Source organism: Tardiphaga alba (assembly GCF_018279705.1).
Classification (GTDB): Bacteria; Pseudomonadota; Alphaproteobacteria; order Rhizobiales; family Xanthobacteraceae; genus Tardiphaga; species Tardiphaga alba.
Genome location: NZ_CP036498.1, coordinates 343,645 through 368,754, shown reverse-complemented (window position 1 = coordinate 368,754; position 25,110 = coordinate 343,645). Strand labels below are relative to the sequence as shown.

Genomic DNA, 25,110 nt, shown 5'->3' with positions numbered 1-25,110 from the left:
TGAAGCCCTTCGGCGCGGCGAAAGCCCGGTCACCCATCTTTACTGACCCAAAGGGGAAGATGGGTCCGCGGGTCAAGCCCGCGGACGACATGGGAGAGTGTTGCTACTCTCCTAACTGAAACGCCTCGAAGCGATGCAGCTCATCCTCGATGCGGCGCTTCCATTCTTTTCGCGGCGCTTTCTTCTCGAGCCCCTCGCCGACCCAGCTCCATTGCTGCATCAGGAGCTTCCGGTTCTGTCGATCGGTCTTGAGATCGATCGCAGCAACGATCTTGTCATCGACCAGCACCGGCAATGCGAAATAGCCGAGCTTGCGCTTCTCCTTCGGCACATACGCCTCAAAACGATGGTCGTGGCCGAAGACAAGATGCGTGCGCTTGCGCTGGATGATCAGCGGATCGAAGGGCGACAGCAGATGCACGAGATCGTGCGGCGCATTCTCGGTCGCCTCGATGATCTCCGGCGTCGCCCAATGCTCCTGCTTGCCGGCGCCTTCGAGCGCGACAGGCAGCAACATACCCTTGCGGACTCGCGTCTCGATCAGCTTGCGCACGCCGGCTTTTGAGGGCGCATCGAGATGGCAGATCGAATCGAGACTGACGATGCCTTGCGAGCGCAGCGCACGGTCGAGCAGATAGGCGAAAATCTCACCACCCGTCGCGGCCTTCGGCAAGCGATCCCAGCCGAAATGCCGGAGCAGAAAGTCATAGGTCTTCAGCATCCCCGTGCGTTCGGAAACGGTCAGATGCCCTTCGAAGAAGGCGAGCTGCAGCGCGCGCTTCGACGGCTTGCGGCTGGCCCATTCATGGTCCTTCTCGCGCAGCACGTCGTCCTCGATGTCGCGGATCGACAGCGGACCTGCTTTCGCCAGCCGCATCACCTTGCGTTTCTCCGCCGGCGTCACCGTCGCGCACCAGCCATGGCCATTGGCGCGATAATACTTCATGTCGGGAATGAAGAAGGGCAGATCCGCGCTCGGCACATAAGCAAGCGCATGGGTCCAGTATTCGAACACGCTCTTGTCGATGGACTGAGCCTGTTTGAGATCACCGCGACGATAATTCGGGATGCGCGCAAACAGGATATGATGGTGGCAGCGCTCGATGACGTTGATCGTGTCGATCTGCACATAGCCGAGATGCGCGACGGCACGCGCCACGGCGTCCGGGCCTTCGCCAAACGGCGCGCGCTCATCGAGCCGCTGTGCCCGCAGCCAAATGCGGCGGGCAGCGGAGGTGGAAATAGGTACCGGAGTGGCGGGCGAGCGAGGCATCCGCAGAAAGTAGCCCGGATGGAGCGAAGCGCAATCCGGGAACTCGCGCTTCAACTCGCTGGCCGGTACCTGGATTTCGCGGAGTTTATCATTGGGCCGCCTCGCGCGACCCGTTGGCTCCATCCAGGCTACCGATTATCGCTGGCTCAGTGCCAGTCGCGGATATCCACGAAGTGGCCTGCGATCGCGGCAGCGGCTGCCATCGCCGGCGACACCAGATGGGTGCGGCCCTTGTGGCCCTGGCGGCCTTCAAAGTTGCGGTTCGAGGTGGCGGCGCAGCGCTCTTCCGGCTTCAACTTGTCCGGGTTCATCGCCAGGCACATGGAGCAACCGGGCTCGCGCCATTCGAAGCCGGCCTTGATGAAGATCTTGTCGAGACCTTCGGCTTCCGCTTGCTCCTTCACCAGGCCCGAGCCCGGCACGATCATGCCCGAGACATTGCCGTTGATGGTCTTGCCGTCGATCATCTTGGCCGCAGCGCGCATGTCCTCGATACGGCCATTGGTGCAGGAGCCGATGAAGACGCGATCGATCTTGATATCGGTGATCTTGGTGCCGGCGGTGAGGCCCATATAGGCCAGCGCACGCTCCTTGGAGAGACGCTTGGCTTCGTCGGCGATGTCAGCAGGGTTCGGCACCTTGCCGGCGATCGAGATGACGTCCTCGGGCGACGTGCCCCAGGTGACGATGGGCGGCAGCTTGGCAGCGTCGAGACGGATCTCGTGATCGAAATGCGCGCCTTCATCGGTGCGCAGCGTATTCCAATAGGCGACGGCCTTGTCCCACATCTCGCCTTTCGGCGACATCGGACGGCCTTTCAGGAATTCATAGGCGACTTCGTCCGGCGCGATCAGGCCGGCGCGGGCGCCGCCTTCGATGGACATGTTGCAGACCGTCATGCGGCCTTCCATCGACAGCGAATGGATCGCCTCGCCGGCATATTCCAGCACATAGCCGGTGCCGCCGGCGGTGCCGATCTCGCCGATGATCGCCAGAATGATGTCCTTGGCGGTGACACCGTCGGGCAGCTTGCCATCGACGATGGCACGCATGTTCTTCGCCTTCTTCTGGATCAGCGTTTGCGTCGCCAGAACATGCTCGACCTCCGACGTACCGATGCCGTGCGCGAGCGCGCCGAAGGCACCATGCGTCGAAGTGTGGCTATCACCGCAAACAACGGTCGTGCCCGGCAGCGTAAAACCCTGCTCGGGGCCGATGACATGGACGATGCCCTGGCGCTTGTCGAATTCGTTGTAATATTCGATGCCGAATTCGCGGACATTCTCTTCCAGCGTCCTGATCTGCTCGGCGCTTTCCGGATCGGGATTGGGCAGCGTGCGATCGGTGGTCGGCACGTTGTGATCGACGACGGCGAGCGTCTTGCCCGGCGCATGCACCTTGCGACCGGCGGCGCGCAGACCTTCAAAGGCCTGCGGCGAGGTCACTTCATGCACCAGATGGCGATCGATATAGAGCAGGCAGGTGCCGTCATCGGCTTGCTCGACGACGTGGTCGTCCCAGATCTTGTCGTACAAAGTGGTCGGCTTGGATGTTGTCATTTTGCTTGAGCCTGACTTGGAATTTCTTTTTGAGAATTTCGGACCGGTTGCTGCTGCCAGAATGTGCCGCAGGGGCGACAGAGGCGCGCAACGCGAGGAAGGCTTAACGCGTGAGACTGCTCACGCGCTTCTAAGCGCACCCACGATGGAGGTCGTGAAGCGGCCGAAGAAGCGACCGGGCAGCCGGCTGTGATCGTCGATGACGATGCGCAAAGCGTGCTGGTGCAGGTCTAGAAACATTCCAGTCATATAGCATCGCGGCGTGAAGACGCCAATAAGACCGTCATTGCGAGGAGCCTCTCGGCGACGAAGCAATCCAGAGCCAAACAAAGAAAGACTGGATTGCTTCGCTGCGCTCGCAATGACGGAGGGAGCACAACAAAAAAGCGCGGCTTGCGCCGCGCTTTTCCGAATTCGAAAATCTTCGCGTGACGCGAAAAATTACTCGGCGGCAGCCGCGACCTTGGCCTTGGCCGGACGCTCGGTCTTCTTCTCGGTGATGCGGGCCGACTTGCCGCGCAGATCGCGCAGGTAATACAGCTTGGCGCGACGCACCTTGCCGCGGCGCACGACCTTGATCGAGTCGATCATCGGGGAGAGCAGCGGGAACACGCGCTCGACACCCTCGCCATACGAAATCTTGCGCACGGTGAAGCTCTCATTGATGCCACCGCCGTTGCGGCCGATGCAGACGCCTTCATAGGCCTGCACGCGGGTGCGCTCGCCTTCGACAACCTTCACGTTGACGATGACGGTGTCGCCCGGACCGAATTCCGGAATCGACTTGGTTGCGGACAAGCGGTCGAACTGCTCTTTTTCGAGCGTCTGAATGAGGTTCATCGAAATCTCCATCGGCGGCGCGCCCAGACGTCGGCGCGGGCTGCGCGCGAAACTCTTACCCTGCCAGTGCACGGATGTGGCGCTGCTCTACAGCAAAGCAAAGCCGTTGTCACCCGTCTGTGTCACTCGGGCGTCGTGAATTTTGGCGATTTTCGCTTCCTGCCTGATTCCGGCGCTTTTGGGCGCGCTGCCCATAGGTCGGGCCGCCGTTTTTCCGTCAAAGCCTCGGATTCCGCAAGGCGCCAGGCGGCTACCTTGGCGTGATCGCCAGACAAAAGGACGTCCGGGATCGGCCGGCCCTCGAAAACCTGCGGGCGGGTGTATTGCGGGTACTCCAGTAGGCCATCCGAGAAACTCTCGTCGGAACCGGACTCCAGCTTGCCCATCACGCCCGGCAGCAGCCGTACGCAGGCATCGATCAGGGTCATGGCAGCGATTTCACCGCCCGACAGCACGTAATCGCCGATCGAGACTTCCTCAAGCTGTCGCCCATCGATGACGCGCTGGTCGATGCCCTCAAAGCGACCGCAGACGATCAGCGGCCCCGGCCCGGCCGCAAGTTCCGCCACGCGCGCCTGGGTCAATGGCCGACCACGCGGGCTCATCATCAGCCTGGGCCGCTCGGCGGCGGCATCGACGGCATCGATGGCCGCAGCCAGCACATCGGCGCGCAGCACCATGCCCGGCCCTCCGCCAGCCGGCGTATCATCGACGCTACGATGCTTGTCGGTAGCCGAAGCACGGATATCCCGGGCTTCCAGCGACCACAGGCCGGAAGCCAGCGCACGGCCGGCCAGACTGATGCCCAGCGGCCCCGGAAACATCTCGGGAAACAGCGTGAGGACAGTCGCGCGCCATGGTGTCGGTGAAGCAGTCATGCCTCTCCATCGCGCGTTGCGCGCGGGGCGTCAAACCCTCCCCGTCATGCGCGGGCTTGTCCCGCGTATCCACGCCTTGTTGCAAGCACCGCAAGACGTGGATGGCCGGGACGGGCCCGGCCATGACGGAGTGAATGTCAGTCAAGCCGCCGCCACATGCTCGCTGGTGTCAGCCGCATCGAAGGCTGCGCGGGAGGCCTTGATCTTCGCAAAACTGCGCTCGGCCCAGTCGATCAGGCTTGCCAGCGGCGCCATGGCGGACTGACCGAGCGGCGACAGGCGGTATTCCACCGAAGGTGGCTTGGTCGGAAACACATGGCGGGTGATCAGCCCATCGCGCTGCAGATCGCGCAGTGACTGGGTGAGCATCCGCTTGGAGATATCCGGCACGGCGCGGTGCAACTCGCTAAAGCGGCGCGGCTTGGCGGCCAGCGCCACCAGCAGGAGCGACGTCCATTTGTCGCCGATACGGTCCAGCACATTGCGGACCGGGCAGGCCTCGGCATCAAAACCCTGCGCCTGCCATTCATCGAAACGGGTCGCCAGGGGCGCATCATTCGGCATCGGGGACTCCTTCGGGCCGGAGGGAGGTCACTTCCAAGTAACCTGGGGCGAAAAACCTGCCTCCTTACGGAAACGGGATGCGGTCTCTATTCAAGACCTACTGCCCATCAGAGACCATATAGGAAGCCCGCATGTCGAACCACCGTATTCTTGTCACCGCCGCCAATGGCCAGCTCGGCCGCCTCACCTTGGATGCGCTGCTGAAGCGCGTTCCCGCCAGCCAGATCGTCGCCGGCATGCGCGACCCCGCCAAGGGCGCCGACCTCGCCGCAAAAGGCATCACCGTTGTCGCGGCCGATTACAGCAAGCCAGAGACGCTGGATGCCGCACTGAAGGGCATTGATGAGGTGCTGCTGATCTCGTCCAACGAACTCGGCCAACGCGTGGCGCAGCATCGCAACGTCATCGACGCGGCCAAGCGCGCCGGCGCGAAGCTGCTCGCCTATACGAGCGTGCTGCGTGCGGACACGTCGAAACTATCCGTGGCGCGCGAGCATCTGCCGACGGAAGAGCTGATCCGCGCCTCCGGCGTGCCCTTCGTCCTGCTGCGCAATGGCTGGTACACGGAAAACTACACGGCCTCGATCCCGGCCGCGCTGGCGCATGATGCGCTGGTGAGCAGCGCCAAAGATGGCCGTATCGCATCGGCATCACGTGAGGACTATGCAGCGGCGGCTGCGGCCATACTGGCCGGAGAAGGTCATGCAGGCCACGTCTATGAGCTGGCGGGCGACGAGGCCTTCACGCTGGATGATTTCGCGGCAGAGATCAGCAAGCAGTCGGGCAAGACGATCCCTTACATTCGCCTGCCGGAATCAGAGTTCAAGGCGATCATGCTCAATGCAGGACTGCCGGAAGAACTGGCGGAGCTGATTGCGACGTCGAACACCGCGGCAGCGGACGGCGCGCTGTTCGATGAGGGGCATGCACTGAGCAAACTGATCGGACGACCGACCACGCCATTCGCCGATACGATTGCGGAAGCTCTGAAAGCCTAGTCGTCAGCGGCGGCGGGATCGTCATCGACGATCTCGCCAGGCATCTCGATCACCACCTTGCCACCCGCGATATCCACTGTCGGCACCACGGCATCCGTAAACGGCAGCAGCAGCGTCGGCCCCGAGGGCGGCGCGATCTCGATGATATCGCCGGCGCCGAAGTCATGCATCGCGACGACGCGGCCGATCGCCTCGTCGGCGGCATTCACCGCGGCAAGTCCGATCAGGTCGGCGTGGTAATATTCACCGTCTTCGGTGTCGGGCAGCGCGTCGCGCGCCACATAGAGCTCGACGCCATTGAGGCGGGCGGCGGCATCGCGATCGGTGACGCCTTTCAGCGTCGCCACCAGATGGCCCTTGGCCTCACGCACATTGTCGATCTCGATGGTCCGCTTGCCGTCCTTGGTGGCAAGCGGGCCGTAGTCGCAAACGGCAAAGGGATCTTCGGTGAAGGTCCACAGCCGGACCTGGCCGCGCACCCCATGCGGCGCGCCGATGCGCGCGACGCAGATTTGCGCGGTGGTCATGTCGTCTTACTTGGCTTCAGCAGCCTTGCGCTCCTTGCGGGGCACAGCCTTCTCGGGATTGTTGCGGGCTTCGCGCTTGATGATGCCGGCAGCGTCGAGGAAGCGCGACACGCGGTCCGACGGCTGTGCGCCCTTGGCGAGCCAGGACTTTACCTTCTCGAGGTCGAGCTTCAGGCGCAGCTCGTTGTCCTTGGCGAGCAGCGGGTTGAAGTAGCCGAGACGCTCGATGAAGCGGCCATCGCGCGGGAAGCGCGAGTCGGCGACGACGACGTGATAGACGGGACGCTTCTTGGTGCCTGCGCGGGCGAGACGGATAACGACGGACATGTGTAGCTCCTAGCGTGTGTTCGTTTGAATTCGCGGGTTATTTCTTTTTCCCGAAACCGGGAAAGCCGCCCAAACCAGGCAGCGTTGGTTTGCCCAGACCTGGCAGGCCCGGGAAATCTTTCGGCAATGTGGCCGGCAGCGCGCCCGGCCCCTGCGGCAGCTTCTCGGCCATCGCCTTAACCTGCTCGGGCGACGGCATGCCACTGCCACCAAAGCCCATCGCCTGGGCGAGGCCAGCCATCGGACCGCGCTTGCCGGAGCCCATGGCCTTCATCATGTCGGCCATGTTCCGGTGCATCTTCAGCACCTTGTTGACTTCCTCGACCTTCAGGCCGGCGCCGGCAGCGATGCGCTTCTTGCGGCTGGCCTTGAGGATGTCGGGCGACTTGCGCTCCTGGCGCGTCATGGAATCGATGACGGCGATCTGGCGCTTCACCACGCGGTCGTCGAGACCGGCGGCGGCGATCTGGTTCTTCATCTTGGCGATGCCGGGCATCATGCCCATCAGGCCGGACAGACCGCCCATATTGGTCATCTGGATAAGCTGCTCGCGCATGTCGTTCAGATCGAACTGACCCTTGCGCATGCGCTCGGCGGTGCGCGCGGCCTTTTCTGCATCGATGCTGGCGGCGGCCTTCTCGACCAGCGAGACGACGTCGCCCATGCCGAGAATCCGGCCGGCGATGCGGCTCGGATGGAAGTCTTCCAGCGCATCGGTCTTTTCACCGGTGCCGATCAGCTTGATCGGCTTGCCGGTGACGGCGCGCATCGACAGCGCGGCGCCGCCGCGGCCATCGCCGTCCACGCGGGTGAGCACGATGCCGGTGAGGCCGACGCGCTCGTTGAACGAGCGCGCGAGATTGACGGCGTCCTGACCGGTCAAGGAGTCCGCGACCAGTAGCACTTCATGCGGATTGGCGGTCGACTTGATGGTCGCCGCCTCCGCCATCATGTCTTCGTCGAGCGTGGTGCGGCCGGCAGTGTCCAGCAGCACGACGTCGTAGCCACCGAGCTTGGCCGCCTCGATGGCGCGCTTGGCGATCTGCTCCGGCTGCTGGCCGGCAACGATCGGCAGGGTCGGCACGTCGAGATCGCGGCCGAGCACCGCGAGCTGCTCCATGGCGGCCGGGCGATAGACGTCGAGCGAGGCCATCAGCACCTTGCGCTTGTCGCGCTGGGTGAGGCGGCGGGCGAGCTTTGCGGTGGTGGTGGTCTTACCGGAGCCCTGCAGACCGACCATCATGATGGCGACGGGCGGCACCGCATTGAAGTCGAGACCGCCCTCGCCTTCGCCGCCCAGCGTGGCGACCAGCTCGTCATGGACGATCTTGACGACCATCTGGCCGGGCTTGACCGACTTGACGATGGTGGCGCCGACGGCCTGTTCGCGGACACGATCGGTGAAGGAGCGGACCACGTCGAGCGCGACGTCGGCTTCCAGCAGCGCTCGGCGCACTTCGCGCATCGCGGAATCGACATCGGCCTCCGACAGCGCACCGCGCCCGGTGAGCTTATCGAGAATTCCGCCAAGCCGTTCCGACAGATTGTCGAACATCGCGTACCGCTTCCCAATGCCATCCTGAAATGGCGACGAACAAAACACTTTCGCGCCCGAGGGCGCATCGCGCTGTCGGGCGTTGACCTCCGGACTCTCGGTCCGGTCGGCGGGTCGAAAAGAAGACTTTCCGAGAATTTGGCGGGTTTAATGACGGGGAATGGCCGGGAAGTCAATGACCGGAGATGGAACCGGAGGGTGTAAACGCCCCGGGAGGTGTTATAATGCGTGTATCAGGAGATATCACGCCATGAAGAATGTCAGTTTGTCCGAGGCAAAGGCGAATATCGACGACGTGCTCAGGACGGTCGAAAGCGGTGAGGCCGTGACCATCCAGCCCGACGCCCCTCTAACTCCAGAGGAGGAGGAGGCGCGCGCGGCTCGCATCCGCTGGGCGATCGAAGGCATCAAGGAATTGCGCAAACACACCAAACCGGTTTCGGTCGAAGAGATCATCGCCTGGAAGAATGAAGGGCGCGAATAGTCATGCAGCTCGTCATCGACGTCTCCGTCATGGCGAGCTGGCATTTTGCCGACGAATATCGCATCGAGAGCGTGGCGCTACTCGATTCGCTTGAGCGGCGAATTCTTGATGTTCGCGTCCCTGGCATCTGGTGGTTCGAGATTCATCAGATGCTCTTGCGCGGCGAGCGGCGCAATCGCGCAACACTGCAACAAACCGAGCAATTTTTGCTTTTCGTCGGCGCTTTACCGATCACGATCGTGCAAGGATCTGATCCGGGAACGATCCTCGATCTCGCCCGCCGCCATCAGCTCTCCTTCTACGACGCCGCCTATCTCGAACTCGCGCTGCGCGAAGACATCGCCCTCGCCACACTCGATCACGCTTTGGTGCGTGCGGCCGCGGCCGAGGGTGTGGCCCTGATGGCGGCGTGATAAAGCGCCTATATGTCGATCTCCCGCCGCAAGCTCCTCGCCTCCCTCGGCGCCGTCACCGCCACGGCCGGCATCTCCGCTTTCTGGATTTCCCGTATGCCCAATTATACCGGCCCGGTTTCCGATCATTTCGACGGCAAGGTCTTTTTCGATCCCGATGGGGTGCCGCCGAAGTCGCTCGGCGAGGTGCTGCGCTGGCAGTTCGGCGGCGGCCGCAAGCGGGAGGTCTGGCCGGACTGGGTGGAGAACGAATTCGCCGATACGCCACCGGGCAAAGTCGAGAGTGGTGTACGGCTGACCTATGTCGGCCATGCCTCCTGGCTGATCCAGACGGCTGGCATCAACATTCTGTTCGATCCGGTGTGGTCGGACCGCGTCTCGCCCTTCTCCTTCGCCGGACCGCAGCGGCACAACGCGCCCGGCATCGCATTCGACAAGCTGCCGAAGATCGATGTCGTTCTGGTGTCGCATGGACATTACGACCATCTCGATATTCCCACGCTGTCGAAGCTGCAGGCGAGTTTCGCGCCGCGGGTGATCACGCCCTTGGGCAATGACGTGACGATGAAGAGCGGCGACAGCGCCATCAAGGCCGAAGCCTATGACTGGATCGATCGCGTCGAACTCGGCAACGGGCTTGCGGTGACGCTGGTGCCGACACGGCACTGGTCTGCGCGCGGACTGTTCGATCGCAACCGCTGCCTGTGGGCAAGTTTTGTGCTGGAGACGCCGGCGGGCAAGCTCTACATCGTCGGCGATAGCGGCTATGGCGACGGCGGACACTTCCGCCGCGTGCGCGAGGCGCATGGCGACATCCGGCTCGCGATCCTGCCGATCGGCGCCTATGAGCCGCGCTGGTTCATGAAGGACCAGCACATGAACCCGGAAGACGCTGTGAAAGCGCTGAAGGACTGCGGCGCACAGCAGGCGCTGGCGAGCCATCATTCGACGTTCCAGCTAACGGATGAAGCGATCGATGGGCCGGTGAAGGGGCTGACCGCGGCGTGTGATGCGGCCGAGCTGCCGAAGGACAAATTCGTGGCGCTAAAGCCGGGGCAGGTGTTCGAGATTTAGAGAGCTGTGATCTCTCCCATCGTCATGCGCGGGCTTGTCCCGCGATCCACGTCTAAGCGACGTGCAAAGACGTAGATGGCCGGGACAAGCCCGGCCATAACGGAGTGTGATCACGGCGGTGACAGCACTCACTGCTTCGCCTTGATCTCCCAGCTCACGCTGACATTCACACGCAACGTTTCTTCGCCCTGCGCCACTGGCGCGGAGGCGAAATCGGCGACGGCCTTGCGCAGCATCATCGGGGCGGGCGGCGGATTGGCGCCGTCTTCGGAAATACTGATTGGCGATCCCAGCGTGACACCGGCCGCTTTCGCATAAAGCTCAGCCTTACGGCGTGCATCGGCGACGGCTTGGGTGCGGGCTTCATCCAGCAGTTCGGACGCCTTGGTGACGATGAAATTGATGCCGCCGACTTCATTGGCGCCCGACGTCACCAGCGTGTCGATGGTGCCTGCGACCTTGGTCACGTCACGCACGCGGATGGTCACGCGATTGCTGGCACGATAGCCGGTGACCACGTTCGGACCGCCATTCGGCCGCTGCTGCTGCGCATATTGCGGAAACAGCGACAATCGCGACGTCTGCATGTCCTTCTCGGCGATGCCGGCGGCCTTCAGCGCGGCCAGCACCTTGGCCATGGCGGCATTGTTCGCGTCGGACGCTTCACGCGCCGTCTTCGCGTCGCTGGTCACGCCGCCATCGACGAGGGCGAGATCCGGCGGCACCGAGACGGTGCCTTCACCGGACACGGTGATCATGGGTGGTGTCGGCGCCTGCGCGAAGGCAGGCGTGGCGATAAGCGCAATGCCGAAAGCGGCAAGAGTCAGATGATTTTTCATACCGGGTTTGTCGGAACCGTCCGCGGCTTCTTTATGGCCGCATCACTTCAGCGGCACGAACACGTTGATGACCAGCTTGTCTTCTGCGGTCTTTAGCGGGTCGGTCATGTATTCCTCGATGAAGGTGTCTTTCGCTTCCAGCTTCTTGTCATCGAGGTGATTGGTGATCGCCTCATAGGTGTTGTCCATATTGTCGTAGGAACCGCGATGGACGAATTTCAGCGCCTTGCCGTCCGGCGACTTGCCCATGCTCATATTCTTCGGGAGGTTCTTCAGCTCCTGATCCACCGGCATCTCGGCGAAGAAGGTGAAGCCGGTGTCATCGGTGGAGGTGTAGACGATCAGCGGATTGCCGGATGACTTGACCTTCTGCTTGTCCAGGTAAGTCGAGAGCTGCTTGAACGCATCCATCAGCGTGTCGAAAGCGTTGTCCCAGTTCGCCTTACCGGTGAACATCAGCACCTGCTTCGGCGTCAGCGTGTTTTCCTCACCGAACGGATCGGCGGTCTGCACCGGAGCCGGTGTTACGGCCGCAGCCGGAGGAGCCGGGTTCGCGGGAGTGGCTGGGGTCGCCGGCGCCTGTGCGGCAGCGGGTGGGGTCGCCGGAGCAGCGGGCGCGGCCGGTGTTGCGGGAGCAGGGGTAGCCGCCGGGGCGGGCGGTGTCGGCGTGGTCTCGGCTGGCTTTGCCTCGGCCGGCTTGGTCTCGGCTGGCGGGGTGGCGGGTGGCGACTGCGCCCAGCTTGCAGTGTTCAGCGACAGCGCGGCGGCCGAGGTCAGCGCGGCAGCGGTGGCGAAGCGGGACAAAGAGCGGAACATGCAGGACGTCTCCAATGGCAGCCGGCGCGGCGATACTTACCGATGGTAACATGCGTCGCCAATGGCCGCACTGGCCATTCCTGTCCGTCTCGCCATATAAAGCAGGCAACATCAGGACAAGACATGAGCGCGCTGGCCAACCACTCCTTCGCCAAGATGAATGGCATCGGTAACGAGATCGTCGTGATCGACATGCGGGACACCGCAGCAAAGATCACCCCGGCCGATGCGCGCGCCGTGGCGGCGGCCGAGGGCGGCATCGCCTATGACCAGCTGATGGTGCTGACCAGGCCGCGCCTGCCCGGCACCGAGGCTTTCGTCTCGATCTACAACAATGACGGCTCCGAAGCCGGAGCCTGCGGCAACGGCATGCGCTGCGTGGCGCGGCAGACCTTTGCCGGCAATGACAAGACCGGGCTCACTTTCGAGACGCGGGCCGGCCTGATCAATTGCTGGCGCGGGACGGATGGCGAGACCTTCACCGTCGATATGGGCGTGCCGAAGTTCGGCTGGCAGGACATCCCGCTCGCCGAGGAATTCCGCGATACCCGCGGCATCGAATTGCAGATCGGCCCGATCGATGCGCCGATCCTGCATACGCCGTCGGTGGCCAGCATGGGCAATCCGCACGCGATCTTCTGGGTCGACGACATCCATGCCTACGACCTCGAACGGTTCGGGCCGCTGCTGGAAAACCACCCGATCTTCCCCGAACGCGCCAACATCACCCTCGCCCATATCGTGGATCGCGAGCATATCGTGATGCGGACCTGGGAACGCGGTGCCGGCCTCACCAAGGCCTGCGGCACGGCGGCCTGTGCCACGGCGGTGTCTGCAGCCCGCCTGCGCCGCACCGAACGCAAGGTGCATATGACCCTGCCCGGCGGCGAACTCGTCATCGACTGGCGCGAGAGCGACGACCACGTGCTGATGACCGGCGGCGCGACGTTCGAATATGAGGGGACGCTCGACCCAGCGCTGTTTGAAGCAGTGGCGTGATCTTTCTTCCTTCTCCCCCTGTGGGAGAAGGTGGCGCGAACGTAGTTCGCGACGGATGAGGGGTACTGCTGGGCTCGGAGCTTGTGGCACCCCTCACCCGTCTGCGCTTCGCGCAGCCACCCTCTCCCACAAGGGGAGAGGGAAAGAACACACCTACTCCCCGTTCCACCCGCATGCCCGCATCCGCTGCTGCAGATGCGGCGGCATCGGCGCCACCACGCGCACCGGGTCCTTGTTCTTCGAAATCGGGATTACGATCTCCCGCGCATGCAGATGCAGTGTCGGCTCGCCGAAGCGCGGCCCGTTGCCGTAGATATTGTCACCGACGATCGGATAGCCCGAGGCTGACGTGTGCACGCGGAGCTGGTGCGTGCGGCCGGTGACCGGCTCCAGCGCCAGCCAGGCCATGCCGCCACCGCGACCCAGCACCCTAAAATTCGAGACCGACGGCAGCCCTTCGGGATCCGGCTTCATCCACCAGCCGCGCTCGGCATTGAGCCGCCCGAGCGGCATGTCGATCACGCCCGCATCGGCCTCTGGCCCACCTTCGACCACGGCCCAATAAGTTTTTGAGATGCGGCTATGCTTGAACAGCAGCCCGAGCGAGGCCGTGGCCTTGCGATGGCGGCCCAGCACCAGGCAGCCCGACGTATCGCGATCCAGCCGATGCGCCAGCACCGGCGCGCGCGGCAGGCCATATTGCAGGAACCGAAACGAATTCTCCAAATTCGGCCCACCTTTGGGGCCACGATGCACCGGCAGGCCGGCAGGCTTGTCGATCACCAGCATCAGACCGTCCCGATGCAGCACCCGCGACAGAATGTCGGCTTCGGTCAGATCGCCGACCAGAGCCGGCTCGACGACGGCAATCGGCAGGGCGTCGGTATCACTTTCACTGGCATTGCTTTGATTCATGGCGCGAAACGGCTAACACACCCCCGACATGAACGACACTCCCGAAACGCCAAAAGCGAGCTGGTGGCGACGGCTCTCCGACGGCCTGAAACGCACCTCGAGCTCCATCGGCTCGGCGGTCGCGGATCTCGTGACCAAGCGCAAGCTCGACCGCGCGATGCTCGAGGATATCGAGGACGTGCTGCTGCGCGCCGATCTCGGTTCCGACGTGGCCGCCCGTATCGCCAAGGCGGTCGGCCAGGGCCGCTTCGACAAGGCGATCTCCGCCGATGAAGTGAAGGCCGTCGTGGCCGCGGAGGTCGAGAAGGTGCTGGCGCCTGTCGCCAAGCCGCTCGAGATCGACGGCAGCAAGAAGCCGTTCGTCCTGCTGGTGGTCGGCGTCAACGGGTCCGGCAAGACCACCACCATCGGCAAGCTGACCTCGAAGCTCACCGCCGAAGGCCGCAAGGTGATGCTCGCCGCCGGTGACACGTTTCGCGCTGCGGCTATCGAACAGCTGAAGGTCTGGGGTGACCGCAACAAGGTGCCCGTCATTGCGGGTGCACAGGGCTCCGATTCCGCCAGCCTCGCCTTCAATGCCGTCACCGCCGCACGCGACGACAATCGCGACGTTGTGCTGATCGACACCGCCGGCCGGCTGCAGAACAAGGCCGAGCTGATGAATGAGCTCGAAAAGGTCGTGCGCGTCATCAAGAAGGTGGACGCGACCGCACCGCATGCCGTGCTGCTGGTGCTCGATGCCACGGTGGGACAAAACGCGCTGTCGCAGGTCGAGGCGTTTCATCGTACGGCTGGCGTCACCGGCCTCGTGATGACCAAGCTCGACGGCACCGCGCGCGGCGGCATCCTTGTCGCGCTATCCGAGAAATACAAACTGCCGGTGCATTTCATCGGCGTCGGCGAAGGCATCGACGATCTCGCGCCGTTCACGGCGAGCGATTTCGCCAAGGCCGTTGCAGGAATCGAAAGCTGAAGACCATGAGCAGCAACGTCATCAACAAGAAGCAGCCGCATCCGCTGTTCAAGCTCGCGACCGAGCTTGGCCCGCTGATCATTTTCTTCGTCGCCAATTCGAAGTTCGGCCTGTTCGCGGCCACCGGCGCCTTCATGGTGGCGATCGTGGCGGCGATGATCGCGTCCTACGTGGTCGTCAAGCATGTGCCGATCATGGCCATCGTCACGGCCTTCGTGGTGCTGGTGTTCGGCGGGCTGACGCTGTGGCTGCATGACGAGACCTTCATCAAGGTCAAGCCGACCATCATCTACGGCCTGTTCGCTGTCGTGCTCGGCGGCGGACTTCTGTTCGGCCGCTCCTTCATCGCCATCATGTTCGACCAGGTGTTCAACCTGACACCGGACGGCTGGCGCGCGCTGACATTGCGCTGGGCGCTGTTCTTCGCGGCGATGGGCGTGCTCAACGAAGTGATCTGGCGCACCCAGAGCACCGACTTCTGGGTGACCTTCAAGGCGTTCGGCGTGATCCCGCTGACCATGGCCTTCGCCGTCGCGCAGATGCCGCTGATCAAGCGCTACAGCATCGAACCCGCGTCGCTTGCCGAGAGCGAGCGCGACGCGGGTGATGTGACGAAGTAGCCGCTTCTTTCTTAACCTCGCCCCGTTCTTTACGGGGAGAGGTCGCCGCGTCTTCGCGGCGGGTGAGGGGCATGGCGCACGATCTCAACATATTGCGTTACATCGGATCTCACCATTCATCGACCCGATAGTTTGGTCGTGAAGCTGGCCTTGTGCCCTGCCCCTCATCCGTCCGCGCTACGCGCGGACACCATCTCCCCGCGCAAATTGCGGGGAGAAGGAATCACCTTACACCGTCAGCGTACCGGCCTTCGCGGCGGCATAGCGTTCGCCGATCTTGCTCCAGTTCACCGTGTTCCACCATGCCTTCAGATAGTCCGCACGGCGGTTCTGATAGTTGAGGTAATAGGCGTGCTCCCAAACGTCGTTGCCCATCAGCGCGCGCTTGCCGTCCATGATCGGGTTGTCCTGGTTCGGACGCGTTTCGATCGATAGCTTGCCGGCCTTGTCGACGATCACGAACGCCCAGCCCGAACCGAACTGACGGCCGCCCGCGCCATTGAAGTCGGTCTGGAATTTCTCCAGGCCGCCGAGATCGCGATCGATCGCGGCGAGTACCTCACCCGACGGCTTGCCGCCATTGGGGCCCATGATCTGCCAGAACATGGTGTGGTTGGCGTGGCCGCCGAGATTGTTGCGCACGCCGGTGCGGATCGCCTCGGGCACGCTGTTCAGATTGCCCAGCACCTCCACCAGCGGCTTCTCGCCGAGCATCGGCGTGTCCTTGGCGAAGGTGTTCATGTTGGCGACATAGGTGGAGTGATGCTTGCCGTGATGGATTTCCATCGTCTTGGCATCGATATGCGGCTCCAGCGCATTCACCGGATAGGTCAGCGGCGGCAGGATGAAGGGCGCATTGCCAGCTGCCGGAGCAGCGGCGGGCGCGGCAGCCTGAGCGAAGGCGAAACGGGGGGCGACCGCGGCGGCAGCGATGCCGGTCGCAGCAAACATGAGATGGCGTCGAGACATCGATGACATGGAAGATCTCCCTGAAAAATTTGGCCGGCGTGCCGAGTAAATACGCAACGCATCACTGCCAGTTTCGTATGCGGGCATTGTGACGCATCCGGGCTTAACAGATCACGTATCGGGGAGGTGTGATGCAACGCAACGCGTGCTCCTTGTCCCTCCCCAAGCGGCGAAGCCGCGCCGTGGGGAGGGTGGCCGCGCGAAGCGCGGACGGGTGGGGTGTTTCTACAAACTCTGACTTCACGTGGGGAGAGTCCCCACCCCGGCCTATCGGCCGACCCTCCCCATTCGCTTCGCTCCGGGGAGGGAGACCATGAGTAATTGCGCATCTCACACCCCATAAACAAAAAGGGCGACCTCTCGGCCGCCCTTTTCGTAGTCTATGTCGGAAAGCTTACTCAGCAGCCGGAGCGGCTTCGCCTTCGGCCTTCTGCTTGGCCTCGAGGTCTTCGCCAGTCTCCTGGTCGACGACCTTCATCGACAGACGCGTCTTGCCGCGATCGTCGAAGCCGAGCAGCTTGACCTTGACCTTGTCGCCTTCCTTGATGACGTCCGAGGTCTTCTGCACGCGGCCGGCGGCGAGCTGGCTGATATGCACGAGACCGTCCTTGGCGCCGAAGAAGTTCACGAACGCGCCGAACTCCATCACCTTGACGACGGTGCCCTCGTAGATCTGGCCGACTTCCGGATCGGAAGCGATCGACTTGATCCACTTGATGGCGGCCTTCATGGCCTCGCCGTCCGACGAAGCCACCTTCACGGTGCCGTCGTCTTCGATGTTGACCTTGGCGCCGGTCTTTTCGACGATCTCGCGGATCACCTTGCCGCCGGTGCCGATCACTTCGCGGATCTTGTCGGTGGCGATCTTGAAGGTTTCGATGCGCGGTGCGTATTCGCCGAGCTCGGCGCGGGCATTGGTGAGCGCCTTCGCCATTTCGCCGAGGATGTGCACGCGGCCGTCCTTCGCCTGGGCGAGAGCGACCTTCATGATCTCTTCGGTGATACCGGCGATCTTGATGTCCATCTGCAGCGAGGTGATGCCGACTTCGGTACCGGCCACCTTGAAGTCCATGTCGCCGAGGTGATCTTCATCACCCAGGATGTCCGACAGAACTGCGTAGCGCGAACCTTCGAGGATCAGGCCCATGGCGATACCCGCCGTCGGACGCTTCAACGGCACGCCGGCATCCATCAGCGCGAGCGATGCGCCGCAGACCGAGGCCATCGAGGACGAACCGTTCGACTCGGTGATCTCCGACACCACGCGGATGGTGTAGGGGAATTCGTGGTGGCCCGGGAGCACCGGACGGATCGCGCGCCAGGCGAGCTTGCCGTGGCCGATTTCGCGACGCTTGGTGCCGCCCAGACGACCGGTCTCACCGACCGAGTAGGGAGGGAAGTTGTAGTGCAGCAGGAACGTTTCTTTGTACGTTCCGGCCAGCGAGTCGATGTACTGCTCGTCTTCACCGGTACCGAGGGTGGTGACGACCACGGCCTGGGTTTCACCGCGGGTGAACAGCGCCGAACCGTGGGCGCGCGGCAGCACGCCGACTTCCGACAGGATGCTGCGAACGGTCTTGTTGTCGCGACCATCGATGCGCTTGCCGGTGTCGAGCACGTTCCAGCGCACGATCTTGGATTCCAGCTCCTTGAACACGCCGGCAACGCGCAGCTTGTCGTAAGCGGGCTCCTTCCCTTCCGGGAAGTAGTGATCCATGACCTTCTTCTTCACGACGCCGACGGCGGCGTAGCGATCCTGCTTCACCGGGATGGCGTAAGCAGCGCGCAGCTCCTGCTCGACCATGCCGAGCATTTCCTTTTCGAGCGCGCTGTCGTCGACGACGGTGACTTCGCGCGGCTCCTTGGCGGCCTTCTCGGCGAGCTCGATGATCGCCTTGATCACCGGCTGGAAGTGGCGGTGACCGAACATCACGGCGCCGAGCATGATTTCTTCCGAAAGCTCCTTGGCTTCCGATTCCACCATCAACACGGCGTCCGAGGTGCCGGCGACGACCAGCTCGAGCTGGGTGTCGGTCATCTCGTCGAGGGTCGGGTTGAGGATGTATTCGTCATTGGCGAAAGCGACGCGGGCAGCGCCGATCGGGCCCTTGAACGGTGCGCCCGACAGGGTCAGCGCAGCCGAAGCGGCGACCATGGCCAGCACGTCGGGATCGTTTTCCATGTCGTGCGAGAGCACGGTCACGATCACCTGGGTCTCGTTGCGCCAGCCATCGGCGAACAGCGGACGGATCGGACGGTCGATCAGGCGGGAAACCAGGGTTTCCTTTTCGGTCGGACGGCCTTCGCGCTTGAAGTAGCCACCGGGAATGCGGCCGGCTGCGTAAGCCTTTTCCTGATAGTCGACGGTCAGCGGCAGAAAATCGACGCCTTCGCGCGGCGACTTGGCGGCGACGACGGTCGCGAGAACGATGGTCTCGCCATAGGTGGCCATGACGGCGCCATCAGCCTGACGGGCAATCTTGCCGGTTTCCAACTTGAGCGGACGGCCGCCCCAATCGATCTCGACGGAATGAGGTTTAAACATCTTTGGTATCTTTCATGGGTTCACGGAAGACGTGGCGCCGAAAACAAAAAGGCCATGCGCAAGACGGCAAGAAGCTGTCCGCGAATCCGCGAAAACAGCGTCCGGCGATCCTGCCATGACCTTTGAATTTCGAATGGCGTCCATCCTTCCGATGGTCGCGGTTTGGAGCCTTCTAGCTCCACTCCGCGCGACAGGCTCCTTGCCTGTCATCGCCCAGCTGCCGGATTGCGGCTGGACGCTATCGTGCGGGCCACTCTTGGCCTGCACTACGTGATGGCATGGTTGGGTTGTTTGGGACCTATCCATGCGAAAACGCGCGCAGAAGCTGCGCGCGTTAAATCGCTTAGCGGCGAATGCCGTGCTTTGCGAGCAGGGCCTTGTACCGGGCCTCGTCCTTCTTCTTGATGTAATCGAGAAGCGAACGACGGGTGGACACCAGCTTCAGCAGACCACGACGGGAATGATTATCCTTCGTGTGGGTCTTGAAGTGTTCGGTGAGGTTGGTGATGCGCTCCGAGAGGATGGCAACCTGAACCTCAGGCGAACCGGTATCGCCGGCCTTGAGGGCGCTGTTCTTGATGACTTCCGCTTTGCGTTCTGCGGCAATCGACATCGTCAATGACTTTCTTTCTGGACCGGATTGGCAGTCAATCCGGAGAGGTTGAACACGCGCTTGGGGATGAGTTCACCATTGCTGAGTTCGGCGAGGGCCAGAAGTCGGCCCGACACCGTGACATAAACCGTGCCATTGCAATGAGGCGCATCCCGTCCGCGCAACAAAACGGCCTGACCCCGATGGAGCCTTGCCGCATCTGACCGTGTGACGGCCAGCGCCGGGATGTCGTCCAGCGCGGTCTCAACGGGCAGTAGCGCGTCGGCGAGGCTTCCCTCGCCAGACGCGGCTCTATCGCACAAAGCCTCTAATTCTGCCAGTGGAATCATATCAGCTTCGGCGAAGGGACCGACCAGGGTCCGGCGCAGCGACGAGATATGTCCGTAGCAGCCGAGCAGACGGCCGATGTCACGGGCCAGCGCGCGCACATAGGTGCCCTTGCCGCATTCGGCTTCGAACACCGCATGGTCGTTATCTGGTTGTTCTGTAAGAACTAATTCATGAATCACGACCGGGCGCGGAACTAGCGGGACGGTTTCGCCGTCGCGCGCGAGGTCATAGGCGCGCTCGCCCTGGATCTTGATGGCCGAATATTGCGGCGGGGTCTGCTCGATATTGCCGGTAAATTGCGGCAGCAGCGCGCGGATCTGCTCCGCCGTCGGCCGGGCGTCCGAGGTCTGGGTGACGCGGCCTTCGGTGTCGTCGGTATCGCGCTCGGCGCCCCAGGCGACGGTGAAACGATAGCGCTTGCGGCCATCCATCACGAAAGGAACGGTCTTGGTGGCTTCGCCCAGCGCGATCGGCAGGCCGCCCGAGGCGAGCGGATCGAGAGTGCCGGCATGGCCGGCGCGCTTGGCCTGGAACAGGCGTTTGGCGACAGCGACAGCCTGGGTCGAGGTCATGCCGAGCGGCTTGTCGAGAATGACCCAGCCATGGACGTCGCGTTTGTCGCGGCGAACCTGCCCCTGGCGCTGCTTGCCACCCTGATGGCGCGGATCGTTATTGCCGCGCGGCTCGCGAGCGCCCTGCGGAAGCGGGCTTACCTCAAGGCCGGTTTCGGTCTTGGTCGTCGTCACAGTCATTCGTTTTCGTCCGAATCTTGATTGTCTGAGTCTTGTTTGAGGTCACGCGCCACCGCGGGGGTGCGCAGAAGTTTGTCGATGCGTTCAGCTTCGTCGAAACGTTCGTCGATGCGGAAGCGCAGATCGGGCGCGTATTTCAGGTTCACCCGATGCGCGGCTTCGGTGCGCAGGAAGCTCTTGTTCGCAGCCAGTGCCTTGAGCACGGGCTCGGTGTTCTTGCCGCCGAGCGGCATCACATAGACGGTGGCCAGCTTGAGGTCCGGAGACATCCGCACCTCCGGCACCGTGATGATGTTGGTCTGCAGCACGGGATCGTAGACCCCACCCTGCGAAAGGATATCGGCGATCGCGTGGCGCATCAGTTCGCCGACACGCAATTGACGCTGCGAGCCGCCAGGCGTCGCAGATTTCTGATGATGCTTGGGCATCTTTCCTAGCCAACAATAAACGACGTCATGGCCGGGCAAAGGCGCGAAGCGCTGCTTCGCTGGATGTCCCGGCCATCCACGTCTGTTCTGTGAAAAATAAGACGTGGATGCCCGGCATTACGCCGGGCATGACGTCCTTCTCAAAATCCGGCTCTCTGTAAGACTTGGACTTACAGCGAGCGCTGGATGGTCTCGATGCGATAACACTCGATCACGTCACCGGCACGCATGTCGGAGTAGTTCTCGAACGCCATGCCACATTCCTGGCCTGACGCAACTTCCTTCACTTCGTCCTTGAAGCGCTTCAGCGTCGACAGCTTGCCTTCGTGAACGACGACGTTGTCGCGGATCAGGCGCACATTGGCGCCGCGTTCCACGGTGCCATCGGTGACGCGGCAACCCGCAACCTTGCCGACCTTCGAGATGTTGAACACTTCGAGGATCTGCGCATTGCCCAGCATGGTTTCGCGCAGGGTCGGCGCGAGCAGGCCGGACATGGCCTTCTTCACGTCATCCACGAGGTCGTAGATGATGTTGTAGTAACGGATTTCGATGCCGTTGCGCTTGGCGAGCGCCGTCGCTTCCTTGTTGGCACGAACCGAGAAGCCGATGATGGCGGCGTTGAAGCCTTCCGCCAGCGTGACGTCCGATTCCGAGATGCCGCCGACGCCTGCATGCAGGATGCGGGCTGCGACTTCGTCGGTGCCGAGCTTCTCCAGCGAGCCGAGGATCGCTTCGAGCGAGCCCTGCACGTCGGCCTTGATGACCAACGGGAAGTCCTTGCGGCCCGAGGTCTTCAACTGGCTCATCATCTGCTCGAGCGAACCACGCATGCCCGAGGCCGATGCAGCGAGCTTCTCGCGCTTGGCATGGGTACGGTAGTCGGTGATCTGACGGGCGCGGGCTTCGTTCTCGACCACGGCCATACGATCGCCGGCTTCCGGCGGGCCGTTGAAGCCGAGCACTTCCACCGGCACCGAAGGGCCGGCCTCCTGCAACGTATCGCCCTGATCGGAGATCAGCGCACGGACGCGGCCCATTTCGGCGCCGGCGACGATGATGTCGCCCACGCGCAGGGTGCCGCGCTGAACCAGCACGGTGGCAACCGGACCGCGACCACGATCGAGCTTGGCTTCGATCACGGTGCCTTCGGCCGGACGCTCCGAATTGGTCTTCAGGTCGAGGATTTCGGCCTGCAGCGAGATCATCTCGAGCAGCTTGTCGAGATTGGTCTTGTTCTTCGCCGACACTTCCACATCGACGACGTCGCCGCCGAAGGATTCGACCTGCACGTCATGCTGCAGCAGCTCGGTGCGCACGCGCTCCGGCTTGGAATCAGGCTTGTCGATCTTGTTGATCGCCACGATCATCGGCACACCCGCCGCCTTGGCGTGGTTGATGGCTTCGATCGTCTGCGGCATCACGCCGTCATCGGCCGCCACCACGAGGATGACGATGTCGGTGACCTTGGCACCGCGGGCGCGCATCGCGGTGAACGCGGCGTGGCCCGGCGTATCGATGAAGGTGATCTTGCCGCCGAGCGGCGAAGTGACCTGATAAGCGCCGATATGCTGGGTAATGCCGCCGGCTTCACCCGACACGACATTGGCCTGACGCAGCGCGTCGAGCAGCGACGTCTTACCGTGGTCGACGTGGCCCATGACGGTGACCACCGGCGAGCGCGGCTCGGTATCGGTGGAATCGTCGACGACGTCGAACAGACCTTCTTCAACGTCCGACGCGGCGACGCGCTTGACGGTGTGGCCCAGTTCTTCAGCGATCAGCTGCGCGGTATCGGCATCGATCACATCGGTGATCTTGTGCATCGCGCCCTGCTTCATCAGCATGCGGATGATGTCCACCGCGCGCTCCGCCATGCGGTTCGCGAGTTCCTGAATGGTGATCGCTTCCGGGATCGTCACTTCGCGGACGAGCTTTTCCTTCGGCTCGCTCGACTGATGACCCTTGAGGCGCTGGGTGCGGCGGCGGAACGAGGCGATCGAACGCTCACGGACGTCGCCGGCCGACAGCGCGGTGACGACGGTGAGACGGCCGCGCTCTTTCTGCGGACCGGGCTTGGCCGTCGGCTTCGGCGCGATGACCGGACGTGCCGGGCTGCCGGGACGACGAATGACGCGCGGCGCCTCGTCCTCGTCGCTGCCATCGGCGGCAACGGCCGGACGGCCCGAGGTGGTGGCGATCGGTGCGCGGGCAGTGGTGCTGGTCGAGCGGGCCGCCGCCTTGGCCTTGGCTTCCGCCTCGGCTTCGCGACGCTTGGCTTCGGCTTCCGCCTTGCGCTTGGCTTCTTCCTCCAGACGGTGGCGCTCTTCCTCGGCCTTGCGACGGGCCTCGGCGGCCTCGCGCTCCATCTGTTCCTTGTATTCCTTGGTGTTGCGGCGGGCTGCTTCAGCCTCGGCAAGGCGACGCTCTTCGACCTCGCGGGCGCGCGCATCGGCCAGCGCGCTGGCGCGGGCGTTACGCTCGTCCTCGGTCAGCGTGCGCAACACGACGCCGGAACCGCTGCGCTGCGGCGGCTGCGGACGACCCGAACCACTGCGGGGCGGCGGCGAAGCCGAACGCGAGGGCGCTGCCGGCGCGCGGGACGACGAGCCGGATGAAGAGGTGCGAACCGGAGCTGCGGGCACAGCCGGGCGAACCGGAGCGGCCGGCGCAGCGGCGCGGACGGGCGCAGCCGGCGCAGCTGCAACCGGGGCTGGAGCAGCGGCAGCGACGGGAGCGGCAGGCGCCGGTGCGGGCGCAGCCTGCGCAGCAGCAGGGGCTGCCGGCGCCGGTGCTGGCGTCGGCGCAGACACGGGCGTCGGCGCGGGTGCAGCGGCTTCGGTGCTGGCGGCTTCGCCGGGAATGCGGCGCTTGCCGCGTTTCTCGACGACCACCTGCTTGCTACGGCCCTGGCTGAAGCTCTGGCGCACAGTGCTCTGCTCGACGCGCGGCTTCAGCGTCAAGGTCTTGCTGGGAACGCTCAGAGTCTTGTCGCCAGGCGTTTTCGTATCAACCATTCAGCAGTCCTAGTCCTTTTGCGGTGTGCGCGGTCGCACATTCGTCATCGTTCGAATTTCAATCGGCGAAATCGTCGTCCGGCGGCACCGTGTCCGGCGACGCATGGGTCTTCGATGGTTTGGCGCTTGCGTTGATGTCGGCGTCAGCCATCCGGTATCGGACCAGGTTCTGGCTGCGCGACAGGAACGTTTTGCCCGCCGGGCCTGTGAGCACGGCAGCATGTATCACATTTGACCGCCCCAATGCCAAATCCAATTCGTCACTGCTGAGCAGCGTTATGATCGGAATCTGGTCGGTTTCGTCATGGAAGGCGGCATTTTGCCGGACAATGCCGTCGAGCTTGCGAATTCCGTCGGCGGCACCGTTGGTAGCATGGAGCAAGATTTCGGCGGTATTACGCCGTAATGTGTCTTCGACCTTGGTAAATCCGGAGACGACCTGCCCGGCTTTGGCCACCATGGCCAGAGCATCGGTCACGCCGCGCAACATCAATTTATCGGTTTCATCGGCGATATCAGCCGATACCTTGACGTTTTTCTTGAATCCCCGGGCGAAAAGATTGCGCTTCGCCGCCTCGGCAACCGCTTTATGCGACGCCGAAATCCACAATCCCCGGCCTGGCAGCTTGCGCTTGAGATCGGGAACAGGCTCGCCGGTGGGCGAAAGGACGAAACGGATCAGTTCATCGATCGGACGCACACGCCGCGTGACCACGCACATCCGCTCAGTCCCCGATTTGGTGTCTCGGGGGCCGCGATCAAGATCTGCGGGGTCATCAATGGCGAACATGCGTGGCGCATA

26 protein-coding genes are annotated in these 25,110 nt (G+C 63.3%); 7 read left to right on the top strand and 19 right to left on the bottom strand.

Translation table 11 applies throughout. The features are described from left to right. Positions 1–103: 103 nt before the first annotated feature. From RPMA_RS01790 to RPMA_RS01770, 6 genes are all read right to left on the bottom strand, one after another. Complete coding sequence (locus RPMA_RS01790; RefSeq protein ID WP_211911232.1) at positions 104–1,273, bottom strand: winged helix-turn-helix domain-containing protein; 1,170 nt, start codon at positions 1,271–1,273, stop codon at positions 104–106. 146 nt (positions 1,274–1,419) lie between these two features. After that, positions 1,420–2,832, bottom strand: coding sequence for a 3-isopropylmalate dehydratase large subunit (gene leuC, locus RPMA_RS01785; protein ID WP_211911230.1), 1,413 nt, complete (start codon positions 2,830–2,832; stop codon positions 1,420–1,422). Between the two features lie 120 nt (positions 2,833–2,952). Continuing rightward, a complete protein-coding gene (locus tag RPMA_RS28205; RefSeq protein ID WP_256438178.1) occupies positions 2,953–3,081 on the bottom strand; it encodes a hypothetical protein in 129 nt (42 codons plus the stop codon). Positions 3,082–3,273: 192 nt separating this feature from the next. Next, positions 3,274–3,672: a 50S ribosomal protein L19 gene (gene rplS / locus RPMA_RS01780; protein WP_211911229.1), complete on the bottom strand. Its 399-nt coding sequence runs from the start codon at positions 3,670–3,672 to the stop codon at positions 3,274–3,276. A 122-nt stretch (positions 3,673–3,794) separates the two neighbouring features. Next, entirely contained in the window at positions 3,795–4,550 is a 756-nt protein-coding gene (trmD, locus tag RPMA_RS01775) for a tRNA (guanosine(37)-N1)-methyltransferase TrmD (protein WP_211911227.1), read from the bottom strand. Positions 4,551–4,691: 141 nt separating this feature from the next. Further along, entirely contained in the window at positions 4,692–5,114 is a 423-nt protein-coding gene (locus RPMA_RS01770; protein WP_211911225.1) for a winged helix-turn-helix transcriptional regulator, read from the bottom strand. A gap of 131 nt (positions 5,115–5,245) precedes the next feature. On the opposite strand from RPMA_RS01770, the gene RPMA_RS01765 reads away from it, so the two are divergent. Beyond that, positions 5,246–6,112 carry an SDR family oxidoreductase gene (locus RPMA_RS01765; RefSeq protein ID WP_211911223.1) on the top strand — a complete coding sequence of 289 codons (867 nt, stop codon included), beginning with the start codon at positions 5,246–5,248 and terminating at the stop codon, positions 6,110–6,112. Here the strand turns inward: RPMA_RS01765 and rimM are convergent. From rimM to ffh, 3 genes are read right to left on the bottom strand one after another with little or no spacing between them, the layout of a single operon-like run. Further along, positions 6,109–6,639: a ribosome maturation factor RimM gene (gene rimM, locus RPMA_RS01760; RefSeq protein ID WP_211911222.1), complete on the bottom strand. Its 531-nt coding sequence runs from the start codon at positions 6,637–6,639 to the stop codon at positions 6,109–6,111. The two genes, RPMA_RS01765 and rimM, sit on opposite strands and share 4 nt — an antisense overlap. A 6-nt stretch (positions 6,640–6,645) precedes the next feature. Next, positions 6,646–6,966, bottom strand: coding sequence for a 30S ribosomal protein S16 (gene rpsP, locus RPMA_RS01755; RefSeq protein WP_211911221.1), 321 nt, complete (start codon positions 6,964–6,966; stop codon positions 6,646–6,648). 37 nt (positions 6,967–7,003) lie between these two features. Continuing rightward, positions 7,004–8,521, bottom strand: a complete 1,518-nt coding sequence (ffh, locus tag RPMA_RS01750) for a signal recognition particle protein (protein WP_211911220.1) — start codon at positions 8,519–8,521, stop codon at positions 7,004–7,006. 250 nt (positions 8,522–8,771) lie between these two features. Here ffh and RPMA_RS01745 point away from each other — a divergent pair, with 250 nt between their 5' ends. Genes RPMA_RS01745 through RPMA_RS01735 form a run of 3 tightly spaced genes read left to right on the top strand, consistent with a single transcriptional unit; the run spans position 8,772 to position 10,492 of the window. Beyond that, positions 8,772–9,005: a type II toxin-antitoxin system Phd/YefM family antitoxin gene (locus RPMA_RS01745; RefSeq protein WP_211911219.1), complete on the top strand. Its 234-nt coding sequence runs from the start codon at positions 8,772–8,774 to the stop codon at positions 9,003–9,005. Positions 9,006–9,007: 2 nt separating this feature from the next. Next, positions 9,008–9,418: a type II toxin-antitoxin system VapC family toxin gene (locus tag RPMA_RS01740; protein ID WP_211911218.1), complete on the top strand. Its 411-nt coding sequence runs from the start codon at positions 9,008–9,010 to the stop codon at positions 9,416–9,418. Between the two features lie 12 nt (positions 9,419–9,430). Beyond that, positions 9,431–10,492 (top strand): MBL fold metallo-hydrolase, encoded by a 1,062-nt coding sequence (locus RPMA_RS01735; RefSeq protein ID WP_211911217.1) that lies wholly within the window; start codon positions 9,431–9,433, stop codon positions 10,490–10,492. 128 nt (positions 10,493–10,620) lie between these two features. On the opposite strand, the gene RPMA_RS01730 is transcribed toward RPMA_RS01735, so the two are convergent. Then, on the bottom strand, positions 10,621–11,331 hold the full coding sequence (locus RPMA_RS01730; RefSeq protein WP_211911216.1) for an SIMPL domain-containing protein: 711 nt from the start codon (positions 11,329–11,331) through the stop codon (positions 10,621–10,623). A gap of 42 nt (positions 11,332–11,373) precedes the next feature. Then, positions 11,374–12,147: a GyrI-like domain-containing protein gene (locus tag RPMA_RS01725; RefSeq protein WP_211911215.1), complete on the bottom strand. Its 774-nt coding sequence runs from the start codon at positions 12,145–12,147 to the stop codon at positions 11,374–11,376. 123 nt (positions 12,148–12,270) lie between these two features. Here RPMA_RS01725 and dapF point away from each other — a divergent pair, with 123 nt between their 5' ends. Then, complete coding sequence (gene dapF, locus RPMA_RS01720; protein WP_211911214.1) at positions 12,271–13,146, top strand: diaminopimelate epimerase; 876 nt, start codon at positions 12,271–12,273, stop codon at positions 13,144–13,146. 153 nt (positions 13,147–13,299) lie between these two features. On the opposite strand, the gene RPMA_RS01715 is transcribed toward dapF, so the two are convergent. Further along, on the bottom strand, positions 13,300–13,935 hold the full coding sequence (locus RPMA_RS01715; RefSeq protein WP_249225785.1) for an RluA family pseudouridine synthase: 636 nt from the start codon (positions 13,933–13,935) through the stop codon (positions 13,300–13,302). Between the two features lie 154 nt (positions 13,936–14,089). Between RPMA_RS01715 and ftsY the strand changes: the two genes are divergently transcribed. Continuing rightward, positions 14,090–15,034 (top strand): signal recognition particle-docking protein FtsY, encoded by a 945-nt coding sequence (gene ftsY / locus RPMA_RS01710; protein WP_211911212.1) that lies wholly within the window; start codon positions 14,090–14,092, stop codon positions 15,032–15,034. Positions 15,035–15,054: 20 nt separating this feature from the next. Beyond that, the gene (locus RPMA_RS01705) at positions 15,055–15,654 is read left to right on the top strand and encodes a septation protein A (RefSeq protein ID WP_211913383.1); all 600 of its coding nucleotides are present in this window, start codon (positions 15,055–15,057) and stop codon (positions 15,652–15,654) included. Positions 15,655–15,882: 228 nt separating this feature from the next. Here the strand turns inward: RPMA_RS01705 and RPMA_RS01700 are convergent, their stop codons facing one another. From RPMA_RS01700 to RPMA_RS01670, 7 genes are all read right to left on the bottom strand, one after another. Continuing rightward, on the bottom strand, positions 15,883–16,632 hold the full coding sequence (locus RPMA_RS01700) for a superoxide dismutase (protein WP_211911211.1): 750 nt from the start codon (positions 16,630–16,632) through the stop codon (positions 15,883–15,885). Between the two features lie 385 nt (positions 16,633–17,017). After that, a complete protein-coding gene (pnp, locus tag RPMA_RS01695) occupies positions 17,018–19,168 on the bottom strand; it encodes a polyribonucleotide nucleotidyltransferase (RefSeq protein WP_211911210.1) in 2,151 nt (716 codons plus the stop codon). Between the two features lie 343 nt (positions 19,169–19,511). Further along, positions 19,512–19,781, bottom strand: a complete 270-nt coding sequence (gene rpsO, locus RPMA_RS01690; protein ID WP_211911209.1) for a 30S ribosomal protein S15 — start codon at positions 19,779–19,781, stop codon at positions 19,512–19,514. 2 nt (positions 19,782–19,783) lie between these two features. After that, positions 19,784–20,863, bottom strand: a complete 1,080-nt coding sequence (gene truB, locus RPMA_RS01685; RefSeq protein WP_211911208.1) for a tRNA pseudouridine(55) synthase TruB — start codon at positions 20,861–20,863, stop codon at positions 19,784–19,786. Further along, entirely contained in the window at positions 20,860–21,291 is a 432-nt protein-coding gene (rbfA, locus tag RPMA_RS01680; RefSeq protein ID WP_211911207.1) for a 30S ribosome-binding factor RbfA, read from the bottom strand. Before rbfA ends, truB begins: the two co-directional genes overlap by 4 nt. Before the next feature lie 170 nt (positions 21,292–21,461). Beyond that, a complete protein-coding gene (infB, locus tag RPMA_RS01675; protein ID WP_211911206.1) occupies positions 21,462–24,308 on the bottom strand; it encodes a translation initiation factor IF-2 in 2,847 nt (948 codons plus the stop codon). Positions 24,309–24,366: 58 nt separating this feature from the next. After that, positions 24,367–25,098 (bottom strand): RNA-binding protein, encoded by a 732-nt coding sequence (locus tag RPMA_RS01670; RefSeq protein WP_211911205.1) that lies wholly within the window; start codon positions 25,096–25,098, stop codon positions 24,367–24,369. Positions 25,099–25,110 lie beyond the last annotated feature (12 nt).

What these genes read in the sequence shown, in the direction of transcription:
- RPMA_RS01790 (WP_211911232.1), bottom strand. Translation starts at nt 1,273, where the DNA reads ATGCCTCGCTCGCCCGCCACTCCGGTACCTATTTCCACCTCCGCTGCC.
- dapF (WP_211911214.1), top strand. Translation starts at nt 12,271, where the DNA reads ATGAGCGCGCTGGCCAACCACTCCTTCGCCAAGATGAATGGCATCGGT.
- RPMA_RS01700 (WP_211911211.1), bottom strand. Translation starts at nt 16,632, where the DNA reads ATGTCATCGATGTCTCGACGCCATCTCATGTTTGCTGCGACCGGCATC.
- RPMA_RS01745 (WP_211911219.1), top strand. Translation starts at nt 8,772, where the DNA reads ATGAAGAATGTCAGTTTGTCCGAGGCAAAGGCGAATATCGACGACGTG.
- ffh (WP_211911220.1), bottom strand. Translation starts at nt 8,521, where the DNA reads ATGTTCGACAATCTGTCGGAACGGCTTGGCGGAATTCTCGATAAGCTC.
- rpsO (WP_211911209.1), bottom strand. Translation starts at nt 19,781, where the DNA reads ATGTCGATTGCCGCAGAACGCAAAGCGGAAGTCATCAAGAACAGCGCC.
- RPMA_RS01725 (WP_211911215.1), bottom strand. Translation starts at nt 12,147, where the DNA reads ATGTTCCGCTCTTTGTCCCGCTTCGCCACCGCTGCCGCGCTGACCTCG.
- RPMA_RS01730 (WP_211911216.1), bottom strand. Translation starts at nt 11,331, where the DNA reads ATGAAAAATCATCTGACTCTTGCCGCTTTCGGCATTGCGCTTATCGCC.
- rimM (WP_211911222.1), bottom strand. Translation starts at nt 6,639, where the DNA reads ATGACCACCGCGCAAATCTGCGTCGCGCGCATCGGCGCGCCGCATGGG.
- RPMA_RS01670 (WP_211911205.1), bottom strand. Translation starts at nt 25,098, where the DNA reads ATGTTCGCCATTGATGACCCCGCAGATCTTGATCGCGGCCCCCGAGAC.
- ftsY (WP_211911212.1), top strand. Translation starts at nt 14,090, where the DNA reads ATGAACGACACTCCCGAAACGCCAAAAGCGAGCTGGTGGCGACGGCTC.
- pnp (WP_211911210.1), bottom strand. Translation starts at nt 19,168, where the DNA reads ATGTTTAAACCTCATTCCGTCGAGATCGATTGGGGCGGCCGTCCGCTC.
- rpsP (WP_211911221.1), bottom strand. Translation starts at nt 6,966, where the DNA reads ATGTCCGTCGTTATCCGTCTCGCCCGCGCAGGCACCAAGAAGCGTCCC.
- RPMA_RS01770 (WP_211911225.1), bottom strand. Translation starts at nt 5,114, where the DNA reads ATGCCGAATGATGCGCCCCTGGCGACCCGTTTCGATGAATGGCAGGCG.
- RPMA_RS28205 (WP_256438178.1), bottom strand. Translation starts at nt 3,081, where the DNA reads ATGACTGGAATGTTTCTAGACCTGCACCAGCACGCTTTGCGCATCGTC.
- rbfA (WP_211911207.1), bottom strand. Translation starts at nt 21,291, where the DNA reads ATGCCCAAGCATCATCAGAAATCTGCGACGCCTGGCGGCTCGCAGCGT.
- RPMA_RS01715 (WP_249225785.1), bottom strand. Translation starts at nt 13,935, where the DNA reads ATGCTGGTGATCGACAAGCCTGCCGGCCTGCCGGTGCATCGTGGCCCC.
- RPMA_RS01735 (WP_211911217.1), top strand. Translation starts at nt 9,431, where the DNA reads ATGTCGATCTCCCGCCGCAAGCTCCTCGCCTCCCTCGGCGCCGTCACC.
- RPMA_RS01740 (WP_211911218.1), top strand. Translation starts at nt 9,008, where the DNA reads ATGCAGCTCGTCATCGACGTCTCCGTCATGGCGAGCTGGCATTTTGCC.
- RPMA_RS01765 (WP_211911223.1), top strand. Translation starts at nt 5,246, where the DNA reads ATGTCGAACCACCGTATTCTTGTCACCGCCGCCAATGGCCAGCTCGGC.
- trmD (WP_211911227.1), bottom strand. Translation starts at nt 4,550, where the DNA reads ATGACTGCTTCACCGACACCATGGCGCGCGACTGTCCTCACGCTGTTT.
- leuC (WP_211911230.1), bottom strand. Translation starts at nt 2,832, where the DNA reads ATGACAACATCCAAGCCGACCACTTTGTACGACAAGATCTGGGACGAC.
- infB (WP_211911206.1), bottom strand. Translation starts at nt 24,308, where the DNA reads ATGGTTGATACGAAAACGCCTGGCGACAAGACTCTGAGCGTTCCCAGC.
- rplS (WP_211911229.1), bottom strand. Translation starts at nt 3,672, where the DNA reads ATGAACCTCATTCAGACGCTCGAAAAAGAGCAGTTCGACCGCTTGTCC.
- truB (WP_211911208.1), bottom strand. Translation starts at nt 20,863, where the DNA reads ATGACTGTGACGACGACCAAGACCGAAACCGGCCTTGAGGTAAGCCCG.